A 19236-nucleotide genomic window follows, 5' to 3' on the forward strand; every position below is an offset into this window, starting at 1 on the left:
TTTGTGAATGCAGACTCAGTTTCAGATATCGACACACGGCCAGGGGCTTTACGAATTCACGCGCGAGGTGCAGCGTTGGGTGCAAGGAACCGGCCTTCTTACGCTATTTGTGCGTCACACATCGTGCAGTCTCTTGATCCAGGAAAACGCGGATCCGGAAGTACAAACGGATTTGCGCAACTTCTTCCACCGGTTGGTGCCGCCCAGTACGGACCCGGTGATGTCGTATCTCACGCACACTTATGAAGGTCCTGACGATATGCCCGCCCATATCAAGGCGGCGATGATGCCGGTTTCCCTGTCCATACCTGTCACGAAGGGGCGATTGGCGCTGGGCACTTGGCAAGGGATCTATCTCTTCGAACACAGAAATGCGCCGCACAGTCGAACCGTGGCGGCGCATCTGTCTGCATGAATTGCGAGGCTTTGGATGGCCTTCGAGATTGAAATAGGTCGCCTTGGCCCAAATGGAATAGCTGACAAGGCGATTTCTACCGTTCGTGGCCGATATAGCGGTGCCATTTGACCACTACCCAAAGAGTTGTAGCTGTCCTATAGTGCCTGTGGATAAGTGGGGGCAAACCCCATATCACGGCGGAAAACACAGACTATCGGACAGGGGGAAAGCCCATGCGCTGCCCGTTTTGCGGAAATATCGACACTCAGGTCAAGGATTCACGACCCGCGGAAGATCACGTTTCGATCCGGCGGCGGCGGTTCTGTCCGGCATGCGGCGGACGTTTTACCACCTATGAACGGGTGCAGTTGCGCGATCTGGTCGTGGTCAAGTCCAATGGACGGCGCGAGGACTTTGACCGGGACAAGCTGGAACGCTCTATTCGTATCTCTATGCAGAAGCGCCCGGTCGAACCGGATCGGATTGATCAGATGATATCCGGCATCGTTCGGCGGCTGGAAAGCATGGGGGAAACTGACATTCAATCCAAAACCATCGGTGAGATCGTTATGGAGGCGCTTGCCCGGATCGACACTGTTGCTTATGTCCGGTTTGCAAGTGTTTACAAAAACTTCCAGGCCGCAGATGACTTTGACAAGTTCGTGAGCGAGTTGCGCCCGGACACCCAATCCGAGGAATAACCCTGTCTGACACACGCTATATGGCGCTGGCCCTGCAGCTTGGGCGGCGAGGGCAAGGGCATTGTTGGCCCAATCCGGCTGTGGGCTGCGTTGTCGTACATGAAGGACGCATCGTAGGGCGCGGCTGGACGCAACCGGGAGGGCGCCCGCACGCGGAAACAGAGGCCTTGGCCCAGGCAGGAACCGGTGCCAAGGGCGCCACGGCCTATGTGACATTGGAACCCTGTGCGCATCACGGAAAAACCCCGCCTTGTGCGGACGCGCTGATTGCAGCAGGGATTGCCCGTGTGGTGGTCGCCGTCAAAGACAGTGACGCACGCGTCGCAGGCAAAGGGCTGGAGATGCTGCGGGCCGCCGGGATCGAGGTCGTGACGGGTGTGCTGGAAGACGAGGCCGCACGCGACTTGCAGGGTTTCTTCCTCAAGACCGACCTTGGTCGCCCCTTTGTGACACTCAAGCTGGCCAGTAGCCTTGATGGACGGATCGCGACGGCCACAGGCGAAAGTCAGTGGATCACCGGACCCGAAGCGCGCCGTCAAGTTCACGCGATGCGCATGCGTCACGACGCTGTCATGGTTGGCGGTGGCACTGCGCGCGCGGATGATCCGTCGTTGACCGTGCGCGATCTGGGGGCGCGGCACCAACCGGTGCGTGTCGTGGTCTCACGGCGCCTTGACATTCCGTTGATGAGCAACCTCGCGCGTACGGCCAAAGATATTCCGGTGTGGATCGCCCACGGCCCTGATGCGAGCCCCGAACTGCGTGCGACATGGCGGGACCTCGGGGCAGAATTACTGCCATGCGCTTTGGAAGGGGCACATGTTTCGCCTGCGTCGGTCCTTGCCGCGCTGGGTGACAGGGGAGTTACCCGCGTGTTTTGCGAGGGGGGCGGGGCGTTGGCGGCATCCTTGCTTGCGGCGGATTTGGTTGACGAATTGGTAACTTTCTCGGCCGGGCTAATTCTTGGCGCAGAAGGCTATCCTGCAATTGGTGCCATGGGGGTAGAGCGCCTGCAGGCCGCGCCCCGGTTCGAAAGGGTGTCCCAAAGGGCCATCGGCAACGACACTATGTCGGTTTGGCACCGACAGGAAACCGTCTAGCGCCAAAGCGATTGATAACTGGCAAATCGTCCCTGAAGTTTCGATATCACGCGGTTGATCCAACCCGGATGCGGAATGTCGCCTGTTGAGAGACGCTCAAGTACGGTTTCGACCGGGCAGGGCAGACCGCTCTTGGGATCGAAGTAGCGTGGGTAGTCGATTAGCGTGGCGTGCACCAACCCGGCGAGATCCGGCGTGGCCGTACGGCGCGCGGGTACGATGCCCCGGTCGTCGGTCAACCCCCACCCGGCATAGAATGGGGCGCCGAACGTCACCACCCGGCACCCACGCAACAGGGCTTCAAAACCGGTCAGCGACGTCATGGTCCAGACTTCGTCCACTTGCTCCAGTAAGGCGGCCATGTCGGCCTGCTGCAACACCAAATCGGCGATCTCCCCTGCGTCGGGGACATCCCCCTCGCGTAATCCGGCTTCGACATCCGGGTGCGGTTTGTAGATCAGAACCGCGTCGGGATTCGCAGCGCGCGTGGCTTCGAGAAGCGCGCGGTTGTTGGTGATCGTCTCTGTACCCGTGAGGATGGAGGCGTCGTCTTCGACCTGACCCGGCACAAGAATCTTGTGCCCTTCGGGAAGATCTAACCGGACGCCATCCAGATTGTATTTGCTGAGTCCAAGCCGTCGCAGCGCAATGACGAGGTCTTCGGCGCGATGCCGCAGGTCGGGGCGCAGTTCGCTGCGCGCGGCGATCAACTGTTCCAACCGGCTTTCCACAGTGGGATCATAGTAGATGCCCAAATCATCGCAGACTAGAGACAGGGGTGGCACCAGTTCTGCGCCAAGCCCGCGCGACCGTAAGAATCCGTCTTCGACATTCACGGCGCTCTCCGGGCCTGTTTTGCTTGCCCAGACCATGTTCGGTCGATCCGAGGCGGGTTTGTCGAAAACAACAGGTTTGACGCTTCCAAAAAACTCCTGAAGCGCTTTGCGTTTCCACAGTCGCATGCCATGGGCGTTCCAGCCGTGGCGATCCTCGCGCCAGCACCGGGTTTGGGCCTCCAGTTGGTTGATCGCGTCCTCAAGTGAACACAGGCGATCTCGGCACGGGTCATACCACTTCGGATAGAGGATCATGGCGGCGGCAAAGAGCTGTGCGCGGGTCAGTTTGCGCTGGCGGCGCGGCACGGGGAACTCGTCAACGGTCAAACCCCATCCGGCATAAAAGGGTTGACCGAAAATTCGGGGTTTGTGGCCTGCGAAAATGGCTTCGAATCCCATTTGCGAAGAAACCGTGTAAACGCCGACTGCGCCTTCGAACAGAACCCATGGGCTGATTGGCGCGGTGCACAGTTTGACCCGTTCGGAGATGTCTTCGGTTCCAAAATAGCCCGTGCGATGGCCATGTGCTGTCTCCGGGTGAGTCTTGATCACGACCGGGCAGCCGGGATGCTCTTCCTGCGCCATGACCAGCATCTCGCGAAAACGCGCATCATCGGCCTGGCTGGCCGTTACCGAGGCGTCACCGCGGGTTTGGTCGATCACGAGGACATAGCCCGGATCGGGTGCGGGCAGGGTCGGATCGACCCCGGAATACTTGGTCAGGTGACTTTCCCGGATGCGGGCGATGGCCGCGCGCGCCCGGTTCAAAAGCGCGCTGTCGTCCAAAGGGTGGGTTGCAAGCAAAGCCTCGAGATCGCTTGGCGTGCCCGGGTCGAAATGCGGGGACTTGCGGTCGATGAACAAGCCCAGCGGCGGCTCTTTGGACACTCTTCCCGGATGCACGGAACGCATGAAAGCATCCTCGACAAACAGCAGCTCAGCACCGGTCTTGCGGGCCATTGCATGACCGCGCCCCGACGTTGGGCTTTGACCCCAGACGGCAATCTGATCCTCGCTTGTCGGGCGTCCCAGGCTCAGTTTGTACCCGCAAAGTGTTAATATTCGGCGAAGGCGGCGTTGGGTATAAAATCCGCCGTTGAATGCGAACAGCCGCTCGGGGGCACGATCCCCGGCGGCTGTTTGCATTTGGTCTAGATCAGGTTCCGCCACCGATGGCACCCAGGCTAAGCAGCGAGTCTGCCGATGTCAGAGTACCCGTGATTGCGGCGATGGTTTTGTTCCACGTCGTGATCGGCGCTTCGGTGACATAAAGCGTGTCACCATCGCGCACCACGAAGTCGCGGGCAACGAACATGCCGTTTGGTTTTGTAAGGTCCAGAACATAAACCATCCGCTGCGCGCCGCTAAGGTCGGAGCGGCCCAGAACCTGGTTGGCAATTGGTTCAGCCTCGTTCCGGAACACAAAAACACCGGTTGGATCGCTGCTGGTAGTCAAAAGCCCGCCGACCTGGGCAATCGCTTCGATGGCCGAGAGGTCCTTGGTCGTGAAGTTCACGCGGCTTTGTGTCCCCGTGGCGCCCAGAGCGGTGAAGGCGCGCGTATCTTCTTCGACCAGAATGCGGTCTCCGCCGCGAAGTGCTATGTCCAATTCGGGGTGATCGTAAAGGTCCTGAAACCAGATTTTACCGGTTGTCTTGCCACGCAAAACCGTGATCTGCGCGATCTCGGGCACGATGGTCACACCCCCGGCATTGGCCAGCATGGTGGAAAGCGTGCGGGTGGGGCGCTCGATCGGGTAGACACCCTGCGCGCCAACAGCGCCGACAAGGGAAACCGTCGATCCGTCGCCCGCGACCCGGCGCACCTCGACCTGCGGATCAGGAGTCTGCTCTTCCAGTTTGGAGGAGATGATATTGCGAATGCTCTCGGGCGTGTTCCCGGCAGCTCGGATGCGCCCTGCATAGGGCACGAAGATAAACCCGGCGCCGTCAACCTGCACTTCTTCCAGAATCGCGGCGACCTGTCCCTCGGGGCCGAGAAGCGGCTTGTCGACGTTTTCCCAGATGGTCAGCGACAGGATGTCCCCGGGGCGAATAGTATCGGAGCCCAATTGTCCGGCGCGCTGGAATTCCGGGCTGAAGCCCAAGGCCGGCACAACGGCGGTTGCGCGCGTGACACGGTCATTGACGGCAACGACAAAGGCGTCGCCTTCTTGCTGCACGGATCCAGCATAGATTTCACGCTTGTTCGGACCAGAACGCGGAACAAGAGTGCAGGAAGACACCATGGCCACCAAGGCCACGATGGCGGCGCACTTCGCCCATCGGGTTTCTAAGGGTTTCACTGCTCGGTCTCCTCGACCTGTTATTATTCTGCCTCAGGTTTTCCCGACAAGTTACCGGAATCGGAACCAAAAATCCAGCGCTAGACCTTGTGTATCCTACTTCACCAGACGCAACTGTTGCCTCGGAGCCGCTGTTCCGGTTTCCAGCGCGTCATAAGGATCATGCGGCGAAAGCATCATGTCGACCACCTGCCGAAGCAGCTGTCGGCGTCCGCGAGCAGAGTAGAACCCACCGGGTACCTGGCTGGTTTCGAACAGGTACCGTCGATATGTTTTGTAGGCGGTGTTGTCTGGTCGGCTGGCCCCGGAAAAGAAGTCGTTGAGAGGCTGGGTGCTGACGAATTCGGGCTGGTTATAAACTGCGTTGCCGAACACCTTGATGGGAATACCCCGCCACAAAACCTGTTGTGCCGCGGTGGAGTTCACGGTCACGGCGGTGCGGGCATCGTTCAGAAGTTGCGCCAGTTTTCCGCCACGGACGTAGTGGACCCGCCCTTTGATGCCATGCGCGCGAGCAAGTCGGGCGATCTCGTGACGCAAGGGGACGCGACCGTCCTCCAGCGGATGCGCTTTGAAGACAAGGTGGTGGTGTCGCGGGGCCCCGGCCGCAAATTGCTCGATGACCAGCGCAAGAAAATCCGTCATGGAGGCAAACGGCGAATGCATCTGGAAGCTGCTGTCATGTTCGAGTTGCAAAAGTGCGAGGTGATACGGGAACCCACCATAGCGGATGCGCATCGTGGCCAAACGGCGCTCGATCCCTTGAGCAGGCATCAAGATGAGGCGGCGCAGATACAGCTGGAACTCACGCGTTACCGAAAGCGCGCGGTGCGGGCGGAAATTGCGGTAGGTGCGGTTCGCGAACATGACGAACCAGTGATAGAGCGCGCCGTAAAAAACATGCTGGCGCATGTCGCCCCAGTGTCCGGGGGGCAGGGGCGCTTCCATGTCGGACCCTTCGAGCGCCTGTTCCATCTGCGGGATCGTCATCCGCATCAGCCGGGAGTTGCCGTTCGAACCGCCACGCTCATATGTCACCCAATAGGGGCGCAAATACCCCTCTTCAAAGACATGCACGGTGATACCGGCGGCCTTTGCTATAGCGACAGCCTGTGCGTGGATCGGACGTGTGTCACCATAAAGAACGATGTCGGTCACGCCCTTGTCTGCAAGGATGGACTCGCAAGTTGATGGCCAGTTTTCTTGTGTCTCGGTGAAGGCAATATAGCTGCTGCGGTCGCGCCAGAACGCACGGTCTCCGGCGTTGAAGCCAACCCGCCAGACCGCGGCGCCAGAGCGTTTCAGCATGCGGGCGAGCCCCGCAAAATAGGGCCCGTGCGGCCCTTGCAGGAACAGAAATACCCGGTTGTCTCCACTCGAATGCGTCATGGTTGCCTGTATAGTCCATGAGTATTTGACAGGACCTTAGCGGTAAGTTGAGGCAGAAATAAGGGGAGATTATGCCAGCGCGTGGCGGGTTGTCAGGGCGCGCCGACAGGGATAGGTCTTGGGCAATCAAACGAGGGGATGGGCCTGTGTTCACTGGGATTATCACGGATATCGGAGAAATCCGCGACTTGGAAAAGCGCGGCGACCTGCGAGCGCGGATTGCGACACGCTATGATACGGGGGGCATAGACCTTGGGGCATCTATTGCCAGTGACGGCGTTTGCCTGACCGTGATCGCGCTGGGCGATGACTGGTATGATGTTGAAATCAGTGCGGAAACCGTCTCGAAGACCAATCTCGGTGGCTGGGTTGTGGGCAAGCGTGTCAATCTTGAGCGCGCGCTGAAGGTCGGAGATGAACTGGGCGGGCATATTGTCTCGGGCCATGTGGACGGCGTGGCCGAGATTGTTGCCATGACGGATGAAGGCGACAGCACGCGTTTCACCTTCCGCGCGCCTAAAGCGCTGGCGAAGTTCATTGCACCCAAGGGGTCCGTCGCGCTCAACGGCACGTCCCTGACGGTGAACGAAGTGGATGGGTGCGACTTTGGCGTGAACATCATCCCGCACAGCAAGGAAATGACGACCTGGGGTGACGCGCGGGTTGGGGATCGGGTCAATCTCGAGATCGACACCCTGGCGCGATACGTGGCCCGGCTCGCGGAGATGAATGGTTAACACGACCTGAGGCCCCCGAACGGCACGTCGGTATTGCGTCGGTATCGTGTCGGTATTGCGTCGGTCACGGGTTCGGGCGCGAACCGAACGTTAACGCGTGCGGCGCGGATGTGTCACCTCACCACATGTCGCCAATTGTGTACCCTTTGGGAAACGGATCGGTTGGATCGAGCATGAAACCGGACGTGCCATAAATCCAGCCCTGTCCCGAGAGGGTGGGTACGATGGCCTTATAGGGGCCGACAGTGGTTTCCTCGACGATGCGCCCGGTGAAGGTGGTGCCCAGCGGCCCCGCATTGACATAATCCTGACCGACACCAAGTGCGCCCCGGGCGTGCAGCACAGCCATTTTCGCACAGGTCCCTGTGCCACAGGGAGACCGGTCGAGGATGCCGGAGGCGGTGTGCGGGCTGGCAGGGTCGAAAGGCCCCGTGGACAGGGTGATGGCGCCGCGCCCGTGGGTGACGGGATCGGTGGGTGGCCCCCAGAGGTTTGTGATGGTCGGGCCGGTGATGGCCGGGTTGTCGGGGTGGGCGACGGGGAGTTGCTCGGCGGCAGCGTGGCGGATGGCTTCGGAGACGCGCAGGATTTCGGCGCCATTGTCGCCGTCCAGCGCGATGCCGAGCGGGGCCGCCTCGGCCAGAACGAAGAACATCCCGCCCCACGCGATGTCGACCGTCACCGGGCCGATCCCCGGCACGTCGATGCGTGCATCGAGATGGACCGCAAAGGCGGGCACATTTCGAAAAGTGACGGACGTGACTTTGCCATGCGCGCAGCTGGCGCGAACCTTGATAAGACCGGCAGGGGCTTCGAGAGTCAGATCGGTGACCGGCTCGACCATGGGTAGGATGCCGGTTTCCAGCAGCACCGTGACCACGCAAATCGTGTTCGAGCCGGACATTGGCGGGTATTCGCTTTGCTCCATGATGATGAACCCCATGTCCGCATCCGGGTGACTGGGCGGGACCAGCGCATTGCAGCAGAGGGCCGGATGGCCGCGTGGTTCGCGCAGCATCAGCTGGCGAATATCGTCATGGTGGGCCTGCATTTGGCGCATCTTGTCGAATACGGTTTGCCCCGGAAGATGTGGCAGGCCACCGGTGATCACACGTCCCGGTTCGCCTTCGGCGTGGGCTTCGACGGTGGTGAGAAGACGGGTCGTGCGCATGGGAACCTCCGACAACGTGGGGGAAGCTTAGGGCGGGGAGCAGGGAGGGGGCCAGCCCCCTCGTTTGAAAATCAGGGATTTTCAATCTTCACCCCCGGGGTATTTCCCGAAAAAGAAAGTCAGGTGTTCCGTCGCGTTTCGCCGCGCTTTGGCCGTGCCGGGACTGGCAATCGCGCGGGGCTTGGGATATCTGGGCCTCAATACTGGCCGGAGAACACATATGTCCTTTGAAAAGCCGGGCCCCGTCGAGCAGAGCCTGCGCGATGCGATCAGCCCGATCGAGGAAATCATCGAGGATGCGCGCAACGGGCGCATGTATATTCTTGTGGATCACGAAGATCGCGAGAACGAGGGTGACTTCATCATTCCCGCAGAGTTTGCCGATGCGGCGGCTGTCAATTTCATGGCCACCCATGGGCGCGGCCTGATCTGTCTGCCGATGACGGCGGAGCGGATCGACCGTTTGGGGCTGCCGATGATGGCGGTGAACAATTCGTCGCGTCATGAAACCGCCTTTACGGTGTCGATCGAGGCGCGCGAGGGCGTATCGACAGGCATCTCAGCCGGCGACCGGGCGCTGACCATTGCCACGGCGATCAACGAACAGAACACCATGGCGTCACTTGCCACGCCGGGCCATGTTTTCCCGCTGCGCGCCAAGCGGGGTGGGGTATTGGTGCGGGCCGGGCATACCGAGGCATCGGTAGATATCTCGCGCCTTGCCGGGCTGCATCCGAGTGCCGTGATCTGCGAAATCATGAACGAAGACGGCACCATGGCGCGTCTGCCGGAGCTGGTGGAGATTGCGCAGAAACACGGGCTCAGGATCGGGACGATCAGCGACCTGATCGCATACCGGTCGCGCAATGATAACCTGGTGGTCGAAACCTCGCGCACGACGGTCACGTCGGAATATGGCGGCGACTGGGAAATGCGGATCTTTACCGACCAGATCCACGGCGTCGAACATGTCGTGTTGAGCAAAGGGGACGTCACCACGCCCGAGCCGGTTCTGGTGCGGACCCATGCGCTGCACGAGGCGAGCGACGTGTTGGGGCTGGGTCCGAAATCGGTCAATGAACTGCCTTCGGCCATGCGCTTGATCGCGGAAGAGGGGCGCGGGGTTGTGTGCCTGTTCCGGGAACCGCGGCATAGCCTTTATGCTGATGAGGACGAAGGGCCGCGCACCATCAAGCACACCGGGCTTGGTGCGCAGATGTTGTCGAACATGGGGCTGAGCGCATTGGTGTTGCTGACGGATTCGCCCCAGACCAAGTACCTTGGGTTGGACGCCTATGGTCTGAGCATCGTGGGCACGCGCCCGATTCTGACGAAAGGGTAAGAGATGGCAGGTGCCGAGAAACATTACATCATGCCGCGCGCCGCGTTTGATGCGCCGGTCAAGCTGTGCATCGTGATTTCGCCTTACTACAAAGACATTGCCGATAACCTTCTTGCCGGGGCCAAGGCCGAGATCGAGGCTGCTGGCGGAACATATGAGGTTGTGCAGGTGCCCGGTGCGCTAGAGATTCCGACGGCGATCGGCATTGCCGAACGGATGAGCAATTTCGACGGTTACGTGGCGCTGGGCTGTGTCATTCGTGGCGAGACGACGCACTATGAAACCGTGTGCAACGACAGCAGCCGCGCGATCCAGATGTTGGGTTTGCAGGGCTTGTGCATTGGGAACGGTATCCTGACCGTGGAGAACCGTCCGCAGGCCGAAGTGCGCGCTGATCCTGCAGATCAGAACAAAGGCGGCGGGGCGGCTGCGGCGGCCTTGCATCTGATCGCGCTTGCCCGTAAGTGGGGCGGCCAGCGCAAGGGCGTGGGTTTTCTGCCCGAGTCCGAAGAGTACAAGATCGCTGGCGAGTTGAAGGACAACCCCACCGCATGACCCTTTCCGGCAACCAGAAACGCAAGATGAAATCTGCCGCACGGCTTTATGCTGTGCAGGCGCTGTTCCAGATGGAAAGCTCGGGCCAGACCGTGGACCAGGTGCGGGTGGAGTTCCTCGACTATCGCTTTGGCGCGGCGGTGGATGACAGCACGGACATGATCGAGGGCGATCAGGGGCTGTTCATCAAGACGCTGGAAGACGCGGTGAACTACCAGGCGCCGATTGACCAGATGACGGACCGCGCGCTGGTGGCAAAATGGCCGATTAACCGGATCGACCCGACATTGCGGGCGCTTTTCCGGGCCGCCGGTGCGGAGCTGTTGCAGTCGGACACGCCGCCCAAGGTGGTGATCGTGGAATACGTCTCGATTGCGCAGGCGTTCTTTCCCGAGGGCAAAGAGGCGAAATTCGTCAACGCGGTGCTTGATCACATGGCACGTGAGGCCAAGCCCGAGGCATTCTGAGGCATCTGCGCGGCGGGAAGCCGCGCGGATGGGGCCATCAGGCGGAAGTGGCTTGCCATATGCGGCTACTGGAATATCATTGGCCCTGTTCCTGCGGAGTCGTTGTCATGCCCAAGCTCATTCGCCTTTACATCACGCAAGTTATCGCCGGGTTCGGATTGTCGGCCCTGTTCGTGGGGCTGCTGCTCTATGCCAATGTGGGCAACCTCTGGCATCTGGTAAGCACAACCTCGGGCGGAATCGTGGCGGTGGTGATGCTTTGGGTCTTCAACGGTATCGTCTTTGCCGGGGTGCAGTTCGGGATCACGATCATGCGCATGGCCGGGGACGACACGCCGGGCGGCGGCAAGCGGGATTACCTGCCGGTGATGCCACGCGAGATGGCGCCGGTTAAGGTAGCAGCCAAGCGGCGCTGATCATTCCCAGACAGACAGGATTTCCGACAGGGGCTTCTTGATCTTGGCCACGGCCGGGATGGTCGCGTGTTGCGCCGCGCGCCCGACGGCAAGGATCATGATCGGTTTCTCGGAAGCCGGACGGTCCAACGTGCCGTTGAGAAATTTCATCGGATTGGGCGTGTGGGTGAGCACCGAAAGGCCCGCGTGATGCAGGGCCGCAATCAGGAAGCCGCAGGCGATCCCGACGCTCTCGGGCACGTAGTAATTCTTGTAGCGGGTGCCGTCCTCAAATTCGCCATAGCGCTGGGCAAAGACCACGATCAGCCACGGAGCATCTGTCAGATGAGGTTTCTGGTCGTTGGTGCCAATCGGTTCCAGCGCCTTGATCCATTCATCACCTGCACCGCCTGCGTAGAATCGGCGCTCTTCTTCTTCGGCTTCGGCACGGATGCGGACTTTGAGCTCGGGGTTGGAAATCGCGGCAAAGGACCATGGCTGGTGATTGGCGCCAGACGGGGCGCGGCCTGCTGTTGCGATGCAGGTTTCGATCACGTCACGCGGAATGGGTGTCGTCTCAAAATCGCGCACCGTATGACGTTTGGACATGGTGTCGAAGAAGGCTTGGGAAGCTGCCCGCATTTCCGGATCGCTAAGGTCGATGTGGTCGGGCAAGGGGATCGGCTCAAATGTGAGGTGGTCACGGGAAAACATGTCGCTCGGCTCGTAGTTGGCGTGGGGTGCCCAGAGCGTGTGCCCAAACGTGGCGAGGTGCAAGGCTGGATTGAATACGATTCGCGGACCCGCCTGCGTCTCAAGGTGCGTTCCACGTCACGGGATCAAGGCGGAACAACAAGGAGAGTTGTTTGTAGATGTCCGGCTCGCCCTGTTTGAGAGTGACCGGGGTTTCAAAAAAAGCTTCAACGGCGACGGCAAAGAACTCCTCATGTCCCTCGGCCCCATAGGGGTCAAGAACAGTGCGATGCCCGGCCATCACCTTTTTGACATGCGCGTTGTAGGCCGGGAGAAAGGCGCGCTCCCAGGCGGCATAGCTTTGCGCGGGATTGAGATTGGGCACACCGTCAGTATTCCCGGACAGGTCGTCGATCTGGTGGGCAAATTCGTGCAGCACCACATTATGTCCATCGGCGTCATCCAGTGCGCCTTGCTGGGTATGTGCCCAAGAGAGCACCACCGGCCCGCGTGACCAGCTTTCCCCGCTTCGCACGATTTCGCGTTCCGTCACGACAAAGCCATGTTGACGGACCTGGCGGGACTTGAAGGCACCGGGGTAGATCAGGATCGTGGTCAGGTGCCGGTACCACGTGTCAGTATTGGCGATCAGCAGGCAGGCTTGCGCGGCAATGGAAAGGCGCATTTCCTCGTTGACCTCTAGTCCGTTGCAGCCGATGAAATCCACCTGGTCCAGAAAGGCGTTCACCTTGCCTTCGAACCTGACGCGAATGTCGGGCGGAAGCTTGCGAGTCAGGGGCACCTGCGCGGCGACGATGTCGCGGGCATCCTGCGCAAGAGGGGTGGTGAAAAGGCTTTTTCGATGCTGGTGACGGGTCCAGAATTGTTGGCCGACGCCAATCGCAACCAGGAGACTCAGTAAAATGACAAGTGTGGGCACGGTGATCGTCTCTGCGCGTTTGCCAGTTCAAGCTAGGCATTGCGAAAGGGAAAACAACCGTCAAAATGCAAAGGGGAAGTGGCGGGCCCGCAAACGCAGCCGTGGGGTTATCTCATTCCCGAGGACCTGTATATACAGGTGGGCGCCAGGTAATCAGGCCAGGACCTGAACAGAGCCAGCTCCCTCGGAATTGCTTAAGGCCACCGGAATGCAACCGTATCACGAGAAGGGCAGAACCCGCCAAAGCCTTATCTAGTCGGGGTGCGTGCGCCGCACAAGGGGCGTCAGTCGAGAATCGGCGCGCCCCCCTCGGCGCGACGCCGGGCGATGAATGGCTCCAGCCGTGCGGAGCGTTCGGAGCTTCCCGGTGGGGGTGTGAAATCTTTGAGTATCTGTTGCCAGATTGCGGTGGCGCGCTCGTCCGAGCGCTGGCTGCCATTCTTTTCCCATGCACCGTGATTGGAAAGGTCTGCAACAAGCGGCGGGTAAAAGGCGGTTTCATAGCGGTCCATGGTTTGGGCCGTTGCAAAGAAGTGGCCGCCCGGTGCGACCTCGTTCAGCGCGTCCCAGCCGAGTGAGTCGGAGCTGGTGTCAGGTGGGGTGCAGAGCGTGGCAATTGTTTGCAGCGCCTCGACATCGTTGATGAACTTCTCAAAGCCGAATGTCAGACCGCCCTCGAGCCAGCCAGCGGCGTGTTTGACCATGCCCGCGTTGGCCATGAGGTTGCCCCAGAGCGACATGTGGGTCTCACCGGCGGCCTGCATGTCGGCGGTGTTGCTGGCGGCTCCGGCCGCGCCGCGCCACGGGAGGCCGACATGTCGGGCGAGTTGTCCGGTGCCGATCGACATCTGCACATGTTCCGGCGTACCAAAGGCCGGGGCACCCGATTTCATGTCCACGTTCGAGCCGAACCCGCCAATCACCGCCGGGGCGCCGGGGCGGGCCAGTTGGTTCAGCACCAGCGCTCCAAGCGCCTCGGCATGTTGCAGCACCAAAGCACCCGCGACGGTGACGGGGGCCATGGCGCCGGAAAGACAGAAGGGGGTGATCACCACGACCTGTCCTGCGCGGGCAAAATCGATCAGCGCCTGCGCCATGGGCCTGTCGATCAGGCGGGGCGAATTGGTATTCACCACGGTCTCGACCCAGGCGTTGTTGAGGAAGGCCTCTTCATCAAGGTCCAACGCGGTGCGGATCATCGCGAACCCGTCTTCGACCTGCGCGCGCCCGCGCCCGTAGATGAAAGGGAACTTGTCAGAGAGCGTCAGTTGCGCCTGCATCAGCCCATAGTGGCGCAGGTGCACGGGAATGTCCTGGGGTTCGCAGCAGGGTCCAAGCGTGTGCAACACGTCAAAGCTCTGGGTCAGGCGTACGGTGTTTTCATAGTCTTTCTGTGAGCCGTGACGTCTGCCATGGATCCGGTCGGTAACATTTGGACAGCCAGAACCTGGGCCGAACAGAAGTGCGCCGTTCTCCATTTGGCGATCCCGCTCGGGGTTGGAGCAGCGCAGGCGGAAAGACGCGGGGGCCGAGGCCATGGCGGCCTCGACCATATCGCGCCCGATGAACACCATGTCCTCGTCAACCCGCGCGCCGCCTATTGCAAGGATGTCGCGCGCCTCTTTCAGCAGGATCGACAGGCCCAGCTCTTCCAAAAGGCGCAACGCCATGGCGTGGATTTCGGCGATCTCGTCATCCGAAAACAGCGCATGCGGTGCGAAGGGATGCCGGAGTTGGCGCCATTCGGGGCGATCCTGAACAAGCGGCGTTGGCTGGCGACGAGGGCGGCGGGCCATGGTGTCTCCTGTCTGAACAGCACCAGCCTAGGTCACTTGGCACGTGTTTCTGGCCCGTTTGCGACATGCGGGGCTTGCCTTTTGTTCATGAATTGTTCACCAATGGGGAATGGATCAGGACTTGCAACCCGGACAGCTTCTGGCGCGCGGTGTCAGTCGCCACCTGCGCAGCCACGGCTTTGTGTCGATCGAGGAATTCGTTCCGGCGCGGGGATTGCGCGTGGATGTGATGGCGCTTGGTCCAAAGGGAGAACTGTGGGTGGTCGAATGCAAATCCAGCCGTGCCGATTTCCAGACGGATTCAAAATGGCAGGGCTATCTGGAGTGGTGTGACCGTTATTTCTGGGCGGTGGATATCGCTTTTCCCACCGATCTTTTGCCCGAAGGGACCGGGTTGATTATGGCCGACGCATATGATGCCGAGATCATCCGCATGGGGCCCGAAGACAAACTGGCCTCCGCGCGGCGCAAGAAACTGATTCAGAAATTCGCCATGGACGCGGCCCGCCGCTTGCATCGGTTCCGCGATCCCAAGCTACCCGCGCTACCGGATGACGCATAACGCGTCCCTGTTTTCCTTTTGCCAGAAATATCCCGGGGAATCGCGGCCCCGCCGCGATGGGGCAGCGCCCCGAATCCGGTGATGCTACGTCCCGACTTTCTCGGCGGCTGCGATCGCGGCGAGGATTTCTTCGGCGATTTCGCGGGCTTCGTCAGGGTCGAAATCCATGGGGATCTCGATCCCGTCCGCTTCGACAAAGATCCGCACGAACCCCTGGTCGGTCGGTCCGATCTGAAGATTGGCCTCGATATCGCGTTCGGTGTTGATGCCCATGACGGTTCTCCTGTGACTGACTTTCGGGTAGCGTGAAAGCGTGGGATTGGCAAGAAGTGCGGGAGTGTCATGTCCGAGAACGATATCGTGTTGCGCCCGTTTGAAGCGGGAGATCTGGAATGGCTGGTCGACGAGCACGCCCGGCTTTATGCGCAGGACGAGGGGTTTGACGACACCTTCGGTCCGCTGGTGCGCGATATCCTGCAGGACTATCTGCAATCGCATGACCCGGAGTGCGAAAGCAGCTGGATTGCCGAGCGTGCGGGCGCACGGCTGGGCAGTGTTTTCTGTGTCCGAGGACCGAAGTCGGAGCAAGCCAAGCTGCGCCTGTTTCTTGTGTTGCCGGAAGCGCGTGGGCTGGGGTTGGGACGAAAGCTTCTGAGCACCTGCATGGCGTTTGCCCGTGACAAGGGGTATCGCGGCATGCGGCTCTGGACGCATGAAAGTCACCGCGCGGCCTGTGCGCTTTATGCCGGGCACGGGTGGAAAGTGACGTCTTCTAAGCCGGTGCGCTCTTTCGGGGTTGATCTGGTCGAACAAACTTGGGAAATCGCATTTTAGGTGCTTGCATTCGCGCGCGGGGGGCGATAAATCGCCCGAACAGTGCCGCCTTAGCTCAGTTGGTTAGAGCGCTGGATTGTGGATCCAGAGGTCCCCCGTTCAAGCCGGGGAGGCGGTACCATTCCCACCAAAAGCAGAATAGCCACCCCGTCGGGACGTTATCTTGCGCTATGATAATGTGCAGATTTTTTTGGAATTTGCTTCCAGTTCTGACCCAATAGTCCGGGCCTTGGGGTTTTGTTTTCGTTAATTTTGCTCGAGATGCGGAAGTCGTGAAAAATCTCGCCAAATTGTCGCATTTGCCGAACGATGCAAGCCTGCGGATGAAAACCTCAAAAGCTTTTTGAACGCGCATTTTGGCAGGAGTGCAGGAGCGTTTGGTCCTGCGACTGGAAAACGAATAGGGCGCGCGGCCATTGTCGTGGCCTTTGCCGGGTCGGTGACCATGCATGCGACCGAAGCCTTTGAAATCGCGGTGGCGCTGCGCGACCGGGCGGCCGAAGCGCTGATCACGGATATCCACGGCAAGGTCGAGGGGCGCGATCCGACCGAGGTGGCCTGGTCGGGCAGGTTTCTCAACGACATCCTGGAGGAATTCGAGCGGCTGCGCACCTTGCTGCCGAAACCGGACAACAAGGTCGATGTTTATGGCAGTGCGGTCGATCTGGGTTGGCAGGCGTATCCCGATGCGGCGGAAAACTGGTTTGAGGTGGCCGCCGATCCGGGCTTCAACCGGATGCTGTCAACGGAATGGGGCCTCAAGGACACCTCGTTCCCGGTCGCGGCGCTGCAACCGGGGGTGCATTTTGGCGCGTGACGCGGCCAGCGGGAGAGGGCGGTCCGATCGAGATCGTGGTTGAGGCGCGTCATGCCAGTGGGCTGCGGCAGGCCGCAACCTATCTAGTGGAGGTTGGGGGCGAGGAATTCGAAGGATATCTTCGCTGTGACAGTGCTGGCGGTATCTGCCGGGCAAGTCTGCCCACCGCCAGCGGAGAGGTCGGCCTCATCAAGGTTATCGTGCGGGATTATGCAGGAAACGAGGTGATCCGGTGATGTGGATGATGAAAACGATGCGCCGCGCGCCGCGGTCTGGAGTTTTGGCGGCACTGGTCACAGGGGGCGCGGGACTGGCACATGCCCAGTACATGGCGCCGCCGCCCGATCAGGGATTGCTGGCGGTTTATGGTGTGCTCGCGCCGACGCGGGAAGGCTAAATAGACCACAAGGAAACGGTTTTCTTCAGTGTTCCCACAGATCTGCGCGACAGGATCCATGTGCGCATTTTCGACCCGGATATGAGCGACGCGCACGATTTACGCTATGGTCGTTATGGCAATACCGAGACGGTTTTCCGTCTTGTAGGAGGCGAGGGGGCTTTTAGTGGCGTCGAGATGCCCGAGCCGGTGCGCTCGGGCGCGCGCGCCAAGAAGCTGTGCAAGGCCGAGGTTCTTGCGCTGATGCCGGGCAAGGTGCTGGGCGAGGGGATTTTCTTTGACGACCCGGAAACGGATGGCGAATGGGTTTCGCTGGGCCCGGTGCGTGCGCGGCAGGGGGAGGTGAACGGGGACCGGGCGTGGTTCCGGTTGGACGTGTTGGGCGTGGACGGGTATGACGGAAACGGCTTCAACGTGGGCGTCAGCTTGTCACGGGATGTGCATCGCCGCCCCGAAGGTTTTCGCATGGTGGCCTATCAACCGACAATCCGTTGGCCCGGAGGCGCGATCGGGCCTCGTGTCGAATACCTCAACCCCGAGGCTGGTCCGCGGACCATTCAGAATTTCGACGGATCGGCGGGGGATCTGCGCCTGAATCGGATGTACTCCGATCTGCGCTTGCGCGCCTTGGGACAGAATACTCGGGCCTCGGCCACGCAGGTAGCGCGCAACGAGGTGATCGTGAATACGCGTCCGATTGCCAACGCCGGGCCGGATCAGTTCGTGACCGCTTCGGATGTGCAGTTTGACGGCAGCGCGTCGCGATATCGACGGCCAGATTACCCAGTATCTCTGGGAGTTCGGGGACGGGCGCACCGGGCAGGGACCGCGTCCGTACCTTCTTACGCGCTTACGCGCGACCGGGCGTGTACTAGGTGGCACTGACGGTCAAAGATGGCAACGGTGCGCCCCAGAGCGGCCACCGCGATACGATGACGGTGACGGTGAACGCGGCCCCGATCGCGGATGCGGGGCCGGCCCTGACGGTCGCGCCGGGTGAGGAGCTCGTACTGGATGCCGAGACGTCGGTTGATCCTGACGGGCGCATCGCCGCGCATGTCTGGACGTTTTATGGTAGTACAGGCAAGACCGGCGAAAGGGTGGCGCATCGCCTGACGGCGCCGGGGCTCTTACCCGTGGCGGTGATAACCGATAACGGGCGCGCTCTGGCCAATTCGCTGTATCGCGAAGAGGTTTATGCCAGAGTCAACGCGCTACCAGTGGCGGATGCCGGGCCGGACCGGACGGTCTGCCCGGGGGATCCCGTAGTGTTCCGAGCCGGGGCCTATGATGCGGATGGGCAAATCACGCGGGTGCTCTGGGAGTTTTTGGACGGGGTGACGCTGGAAGGGGCCGAAGTGAGCCGCAGCTTTGACAACACCGTGGCCGTCGATGTGACACTGCGCGCCATGGATGACAGCGGGGCCACCTTTAATGCTGGCACGGATCGGGCGGCGACATTGACAAGTTCGTGGGGGACGAATTAACGGCGATGCTCGTGGGTGAGGACAAGGAGGATCGCGCCGTGCGCAGCGGGGTCGAGATCCGCGACACTCTGGCCGAGCGAGCGCGCTCGCGAATGGATCTACGGTGGACCTTGCTGCGCGACTTTGCGGCAAGACGGGACCTTGGTCGGTTCTGGTGGATCGCGCGACGTCGGACCTGGCGAATGACGACCTTGTCATCAGCGAACACCCCCCCGTGAAGCTCAAAGGATACACCAATCCGGTGCCCGTCTTTCTGGCTGATTTTCACGGCTGAGGCGCAGAAGCCGTATTCTGGTTCCTGTCTTCCTTTTGCCA

Annotated in this window: 24 protein-coding genes and 1 tRNA gene; 17 read left to right on the forward strand and 8 right to left on the reverse strand. The window is 60.8% G+C overall.

The genetic code is table 11. The features are described 5' to 3' along the window. Nucleotides 1-7: 7 nt before the first annotated feature. The 3 genes from ACS3QZ_RS01155 (at nucleotide 8) to ribD (ending at nucleotide 2198) form a co-directional block, all read left to right on the forward strand. Nucleotides 8-415, forward strand: coding sequence for a secondary thiamine-phosphate synthase enzyme YjbQ (locus ACS3QZ_RS01155; protein WP_456036182.1), 408 nt, complete (start codon nucleotides 8-10; stop codon nucleotides 413-415). A 215-nt stretch (nucleotides 416-630) separates the two neighbouring features. Next, nucleotides 631-1098 (forward strand): transcriptional regulator NrdR, encoded by a 468-nt coding sequence (gene nrdR, locus ACS3QZ_RS01160; protein ID WP_456036183.1) that lies wholly within the window; start codon nucleotides 631-633, stop codon nucleotides 1096-1098. Nucleotides 1099-1118: 20 nt separating this feature from the next. Continuing rightward, nucleotides 1119-2198 carry a bifunctional diaminohydroxyphosphoribosylaminopyrimidine deaminase/5-amino-6-(5-phosphoribosylamino)uracil reductase RibD gene (ribD, locus tag ACS3QZ_RS01165; protein ID WP_456036184.1) on the forward strand — a complete coding sequence of 360 codons (1080 nt, stop codon included), beginning with the start codon at nucleotides 1119-1121 and terminating at the stop codon, nucleotides 2196-2198. On the opposite strand, the gene ACS3QZ_RS01170 is transcribed toward ribD, so the two are convergent. From ACS3QZ_RS01170 to ACS3QZ_RS01180, 3 genes are all read right to left on the reverse strand, one after another. Beyond that, nucleotides 2195-4180, reverse strand: a complete 1986-nt coding sequence (locus tag ACS3QZ_RS01170; RefSeq protein WP_456036186.1) for a capsule polysaccharide biogenesis protein — start codon at nucleotides 4178-4180, stop codon at nucleotides 2195-2197. The genes ribD and ACS3QZ_RS01170 overlap by 4 nt on opposite strands. Nucleotides 4181-4190: 10 nt before the next feature. Beyond that, the gene (locus ACS3QZ_RS01175; RefSeq protein ID WP_456036187.1) at nucleotides 4191-5339 is read right to left on the reverse strand and encodes a polysaccharide biosynthesis/export family protein; all 1149 of its coding nucleotides are present in this window, start codon (nucleotides 5337-5339) and stop codon (nucleotides 4191-4193) included. A 96-nt stretch (nucleotides 5340-5435) separates the two neighbouring features. Beyond that, nucleotides 5436-6728 carry a capsule polysaccharide biogenesis protein gene (locus tag ACS3QZ_RS01180; RefSeq protein ID WP_456036188.1) on the reverse strand — a complete coding sequence of 431 codons (1293 nt, stop codon included), beginning with the start codon at nucleotides 6726-6728 and terminating at the stop codon, nucleotides 5436-5438. Between the two features lie 146 nt (nucleotides 6729-6874). Between ACS3QZ_RS01180 and ACS3QZ_RS01185 the strand changes: the two genes are divergently transcribed. Beyond that, a complete protein-coding gene (locus ACS3QZ_RS01185; RefSeq protein WP_456036189.1) occupies nucleotides 6875-7465 on the forward strand; it encodes a riboflavin synthase in 591 nt (196 codons plus the stop codon). A gap of 118 nt (nucleotides 7466-7583) precedes the next feature. On the opposite strand, the gene ACS3QZ_RS01190 is transcribed toward ACS3QZ_RS01185, so the two are convergent. Then, nucleotides 7584-8636: a proline racemase family protein gene (locus ACS3QZ_RS01190; RefSeq protein WP_456036190.1), complete on the reverse strand. Its 1053-nt coding sequence runs from the start codon at nucleotides 8634-8636 to the stop codon at nucleotides 7584-7586. A 220-nt stretch (nucleotides 8637-8856) separates the two neighbouring features. Between ACS3QZ_RS01190 and ribB the strand changes: the two genes are divergently transcribed. From ribB to ACS3QZ_RS01210, 4 genes are all read left to right on the forward strand, one after another. Next, nucleotides 8857-9978, forward strand: a complete 1122-nt coding sequence (ribB, locus tag ACS3QZ_RS01195; protein ID WP_456036191.1) for a 3,4-dihydroxy-2-butanone-4-phosphate synthase — start codon at nucleotides 8857-8859, stop codon at nucleotides 9976-9978. 3 nt (nucleotides 9979-9981) lie between these two features. Continuing rightward, entirely contained in the window at nucleotides 9982-10533 is a 552-nt protein-coding gene (locus ACS3QZ_RS01200; protein ID WP_456036192.1) for a 6,7-dimethyl-8-ribityllumazine synthase, read from the forward strand. Continuing rightward, nucleotides 10530-11000: a transcription antitermination factor NusB gene (gene nusB / locus ACS3QZ_RS01205; RefSeq protein ID WP_456036193.1), complete on the forward strand. Its 471-nt coding sequence runs from the start codon at nucleotides 10530-10532 to the stop codon at nucleotides 10998-11000. Before ACS3QZ_RS01200 ends, nusB begins: the two co-directional genes overlap by 4 nt. A gap of 107 nt (nucleotides 11001-11107) precedes the next feature. Further along, nucleotides 11108-11416, forward strand: a complete 309-nt coding sequence (locus tag ACS3QZ_RS01210; RefSeq protein ID WP_456036194.1) for a hypothetical protein — start codon at nucleotides 11108-11110, stop codon at nucleotides 11414-11416. Here the strand turns inward: ACS3QZ_RS01210 and ACS3QZ_RS01215 are convergent, their stop codons facing one another. From ACS3QZ_RS01215 to ACS3QZ_RS01225, 3 genes are all read right to left on the reverse strand, one after another. Beyond that, nucleotides 11417-12109 (reverse strand): nitroreductase family protein, encoded by a 693-nt coding sequence (locus tag ACS3QZ_RS01215; RefSeq protein WP_456036195.1) that lies wholly within the window; start codon nucleotides 12107-12109, stop codon nucleotides 11417-11419. Nucleotides 12110-12209: 100 nt separating this feature from the next. Then, entirely contained in the window at nucleotides 12210-13028 is an 819-nt protein-coding gene (locus ACS3QZ_RS01220; protein ID WP_456036197.1) for a M90 family metallopeptidase, read from the reverse strand. Between the two features lie 284 nt (nucleotides 13029-13312). Further along, on the reverse strand, nucleotides 13313-14824 hold the full coding sequence (locus ACS3QZ_RS01225; protein WP_456036198.1) for a trimethylamine methyltransferase family protein: 1512 nt from the start codon (nucleotides 14822-14824) through the stop codon (nucleotides 13313-13315). A 109-nt stretch (nucleotides 14825-14933) separates the two neighbouring features. Here ACS3QZ_RS01225 and ACS3QZ_RS01230 point away from each other — a divergent pair, with 109 nt between their 5' ends. Further along, nucleotides 14934-15386 carry an MmcB family DNA repair protein gene (locus tag ACS3QZ_RS01230; protein ID WP_456036199.1) on the forward strand — a complete coding sequence of 151 codons (453 nt, stop codon included), beginning with the start codon at nucleotides 14934-14936 and terminating at the stop codon, nucleotides 15384-15386. Between the two features lie 84 nt (nucleotides 15387-15470). Here ACS3QZ_RS01230 and ACS3QZ_RS01235 read toward each other — a convergent pair whose 3' ends face one another. Beyond that, on the reverse strand, nucleotides 15471-15659 hold the full coding sequence (locus tag ACS3QZ_RS01235; protein ID WP_456036200.1) for a DUF6324 family protein: 189 nt from the start codon (nucleotides 15657-15659) through the stop codon (nucleotides 15471-15473). A gap of 69 nt (nucleotides 15660-15728) precedes the next feature. On the opposite strand from ACS3QZ_RS01235, the gene ACS3QZ_RS01240 reads away from it, so the two are divergent. The 8 genes from ACS3QZ_RS01240 to ACS3QZ_RS01275 all read left to right on the forward strand — a co-directional run bounded on the left by ACS3QZ_RS01240 (nucleotide 15729) and on the right by ACS3QZ_RS01275 (nucleotide 19195). Next, nucleotides 15729-16220: a GNAT family N-acetyltransferase gene (locus ACS3QZ_RS01240; protein ID WP_456036201.1), complete on the forward strand. Its 492-nt coding sequence runs from the start codon at nucleotides 15729-15731 to the stop codon at nucleotides 16218-16220. A gap of 44 nt (nucleotides 16221-16264) precedes the next feature. Further along, nucleotides 16265-16341, forward strand: a tRNA-His gene (locus ACS3QZ_RS01245). A gap of 324 nt (nucleotides 16342-16665) precedes the next feature. Next, nucleotides 16666-17037 carry a hypothetical protein gene (locus ACS3QZ_RS01250; RefSeq protein ID WP_456036202.1) on the forward strand — a complete coding sequence of 124 codons (372 nt, stop codon included), beginning with the start codon at nucleotides 16666-16668 and terminating at the stop codon, nucleotides 17035-17037. Next, entirely contained in the window at nucleotides 17034-17273 is a 240-nt protein-coding gene (locus tag ACS3QZ_RS01255; protein ID WP_456036203.1) for a hypothetical protein, read from the forward strand. Before ACS3QZ_RS01250 ends, ACS3QZ_RS01255 begins: the two co-directional genes overlap by 4 nt. Then, entirely contained in the window at nucleotides 17273-17434 is a 162-nt protein-coding gene (locus ACS3QZ_RS01260) for a hypothetical protein (protein WP_456036204.1), read from the forward strand. The genes ACS3QZ_RS01255 and ACS3QZ_RS01260 overlap by 1 nt, the downstream gene beginning before the upstream one ends. 81 nt (nucleotides 17435-17515) lie before the next feature. After that, nucleotides 17516-18319: a hypothetical protein gene (locus ACS3QZ_RS01265; RefSeq protein WP_456036205.1), complete on the forward strand. Its 804-nt coding sequence runs from the start codon at nucleotides 17516-17518 to the stop codon at nucleotides 18317-18319. Next, nucleotides 18310-18921 (forward strand): PKD domain-containing protein, encoded by a 612-nt coding sequence (locus ACS3QZ_RS01270; protein WP_456036206.1) that lies wholly within the window; start codon nucleotides 18310-18312, stop codon nucleotides 18919-18921. Before ACS3QZ_RS01265 ends, ACS3QZ_RS01270 begins: the two co-directional genes overlap by 10 nt. A 103-nt stretch (nucleotides 18922-19024) precedes the next feature. Further along, a complete protein-coding gene (locus ACS3QZ_RS01275; protein WP_456036207.1) occupies nucleotides 19025-19195 on the forward strand; it encodes a hypothetical protein in 171 nt (56 codons plus the stop codon). Nucleotides 19196-19236: the final 41 nt, after the last annotated feature.

Source organism: Shimia sp. W99 (assembly GCF_053851455.3).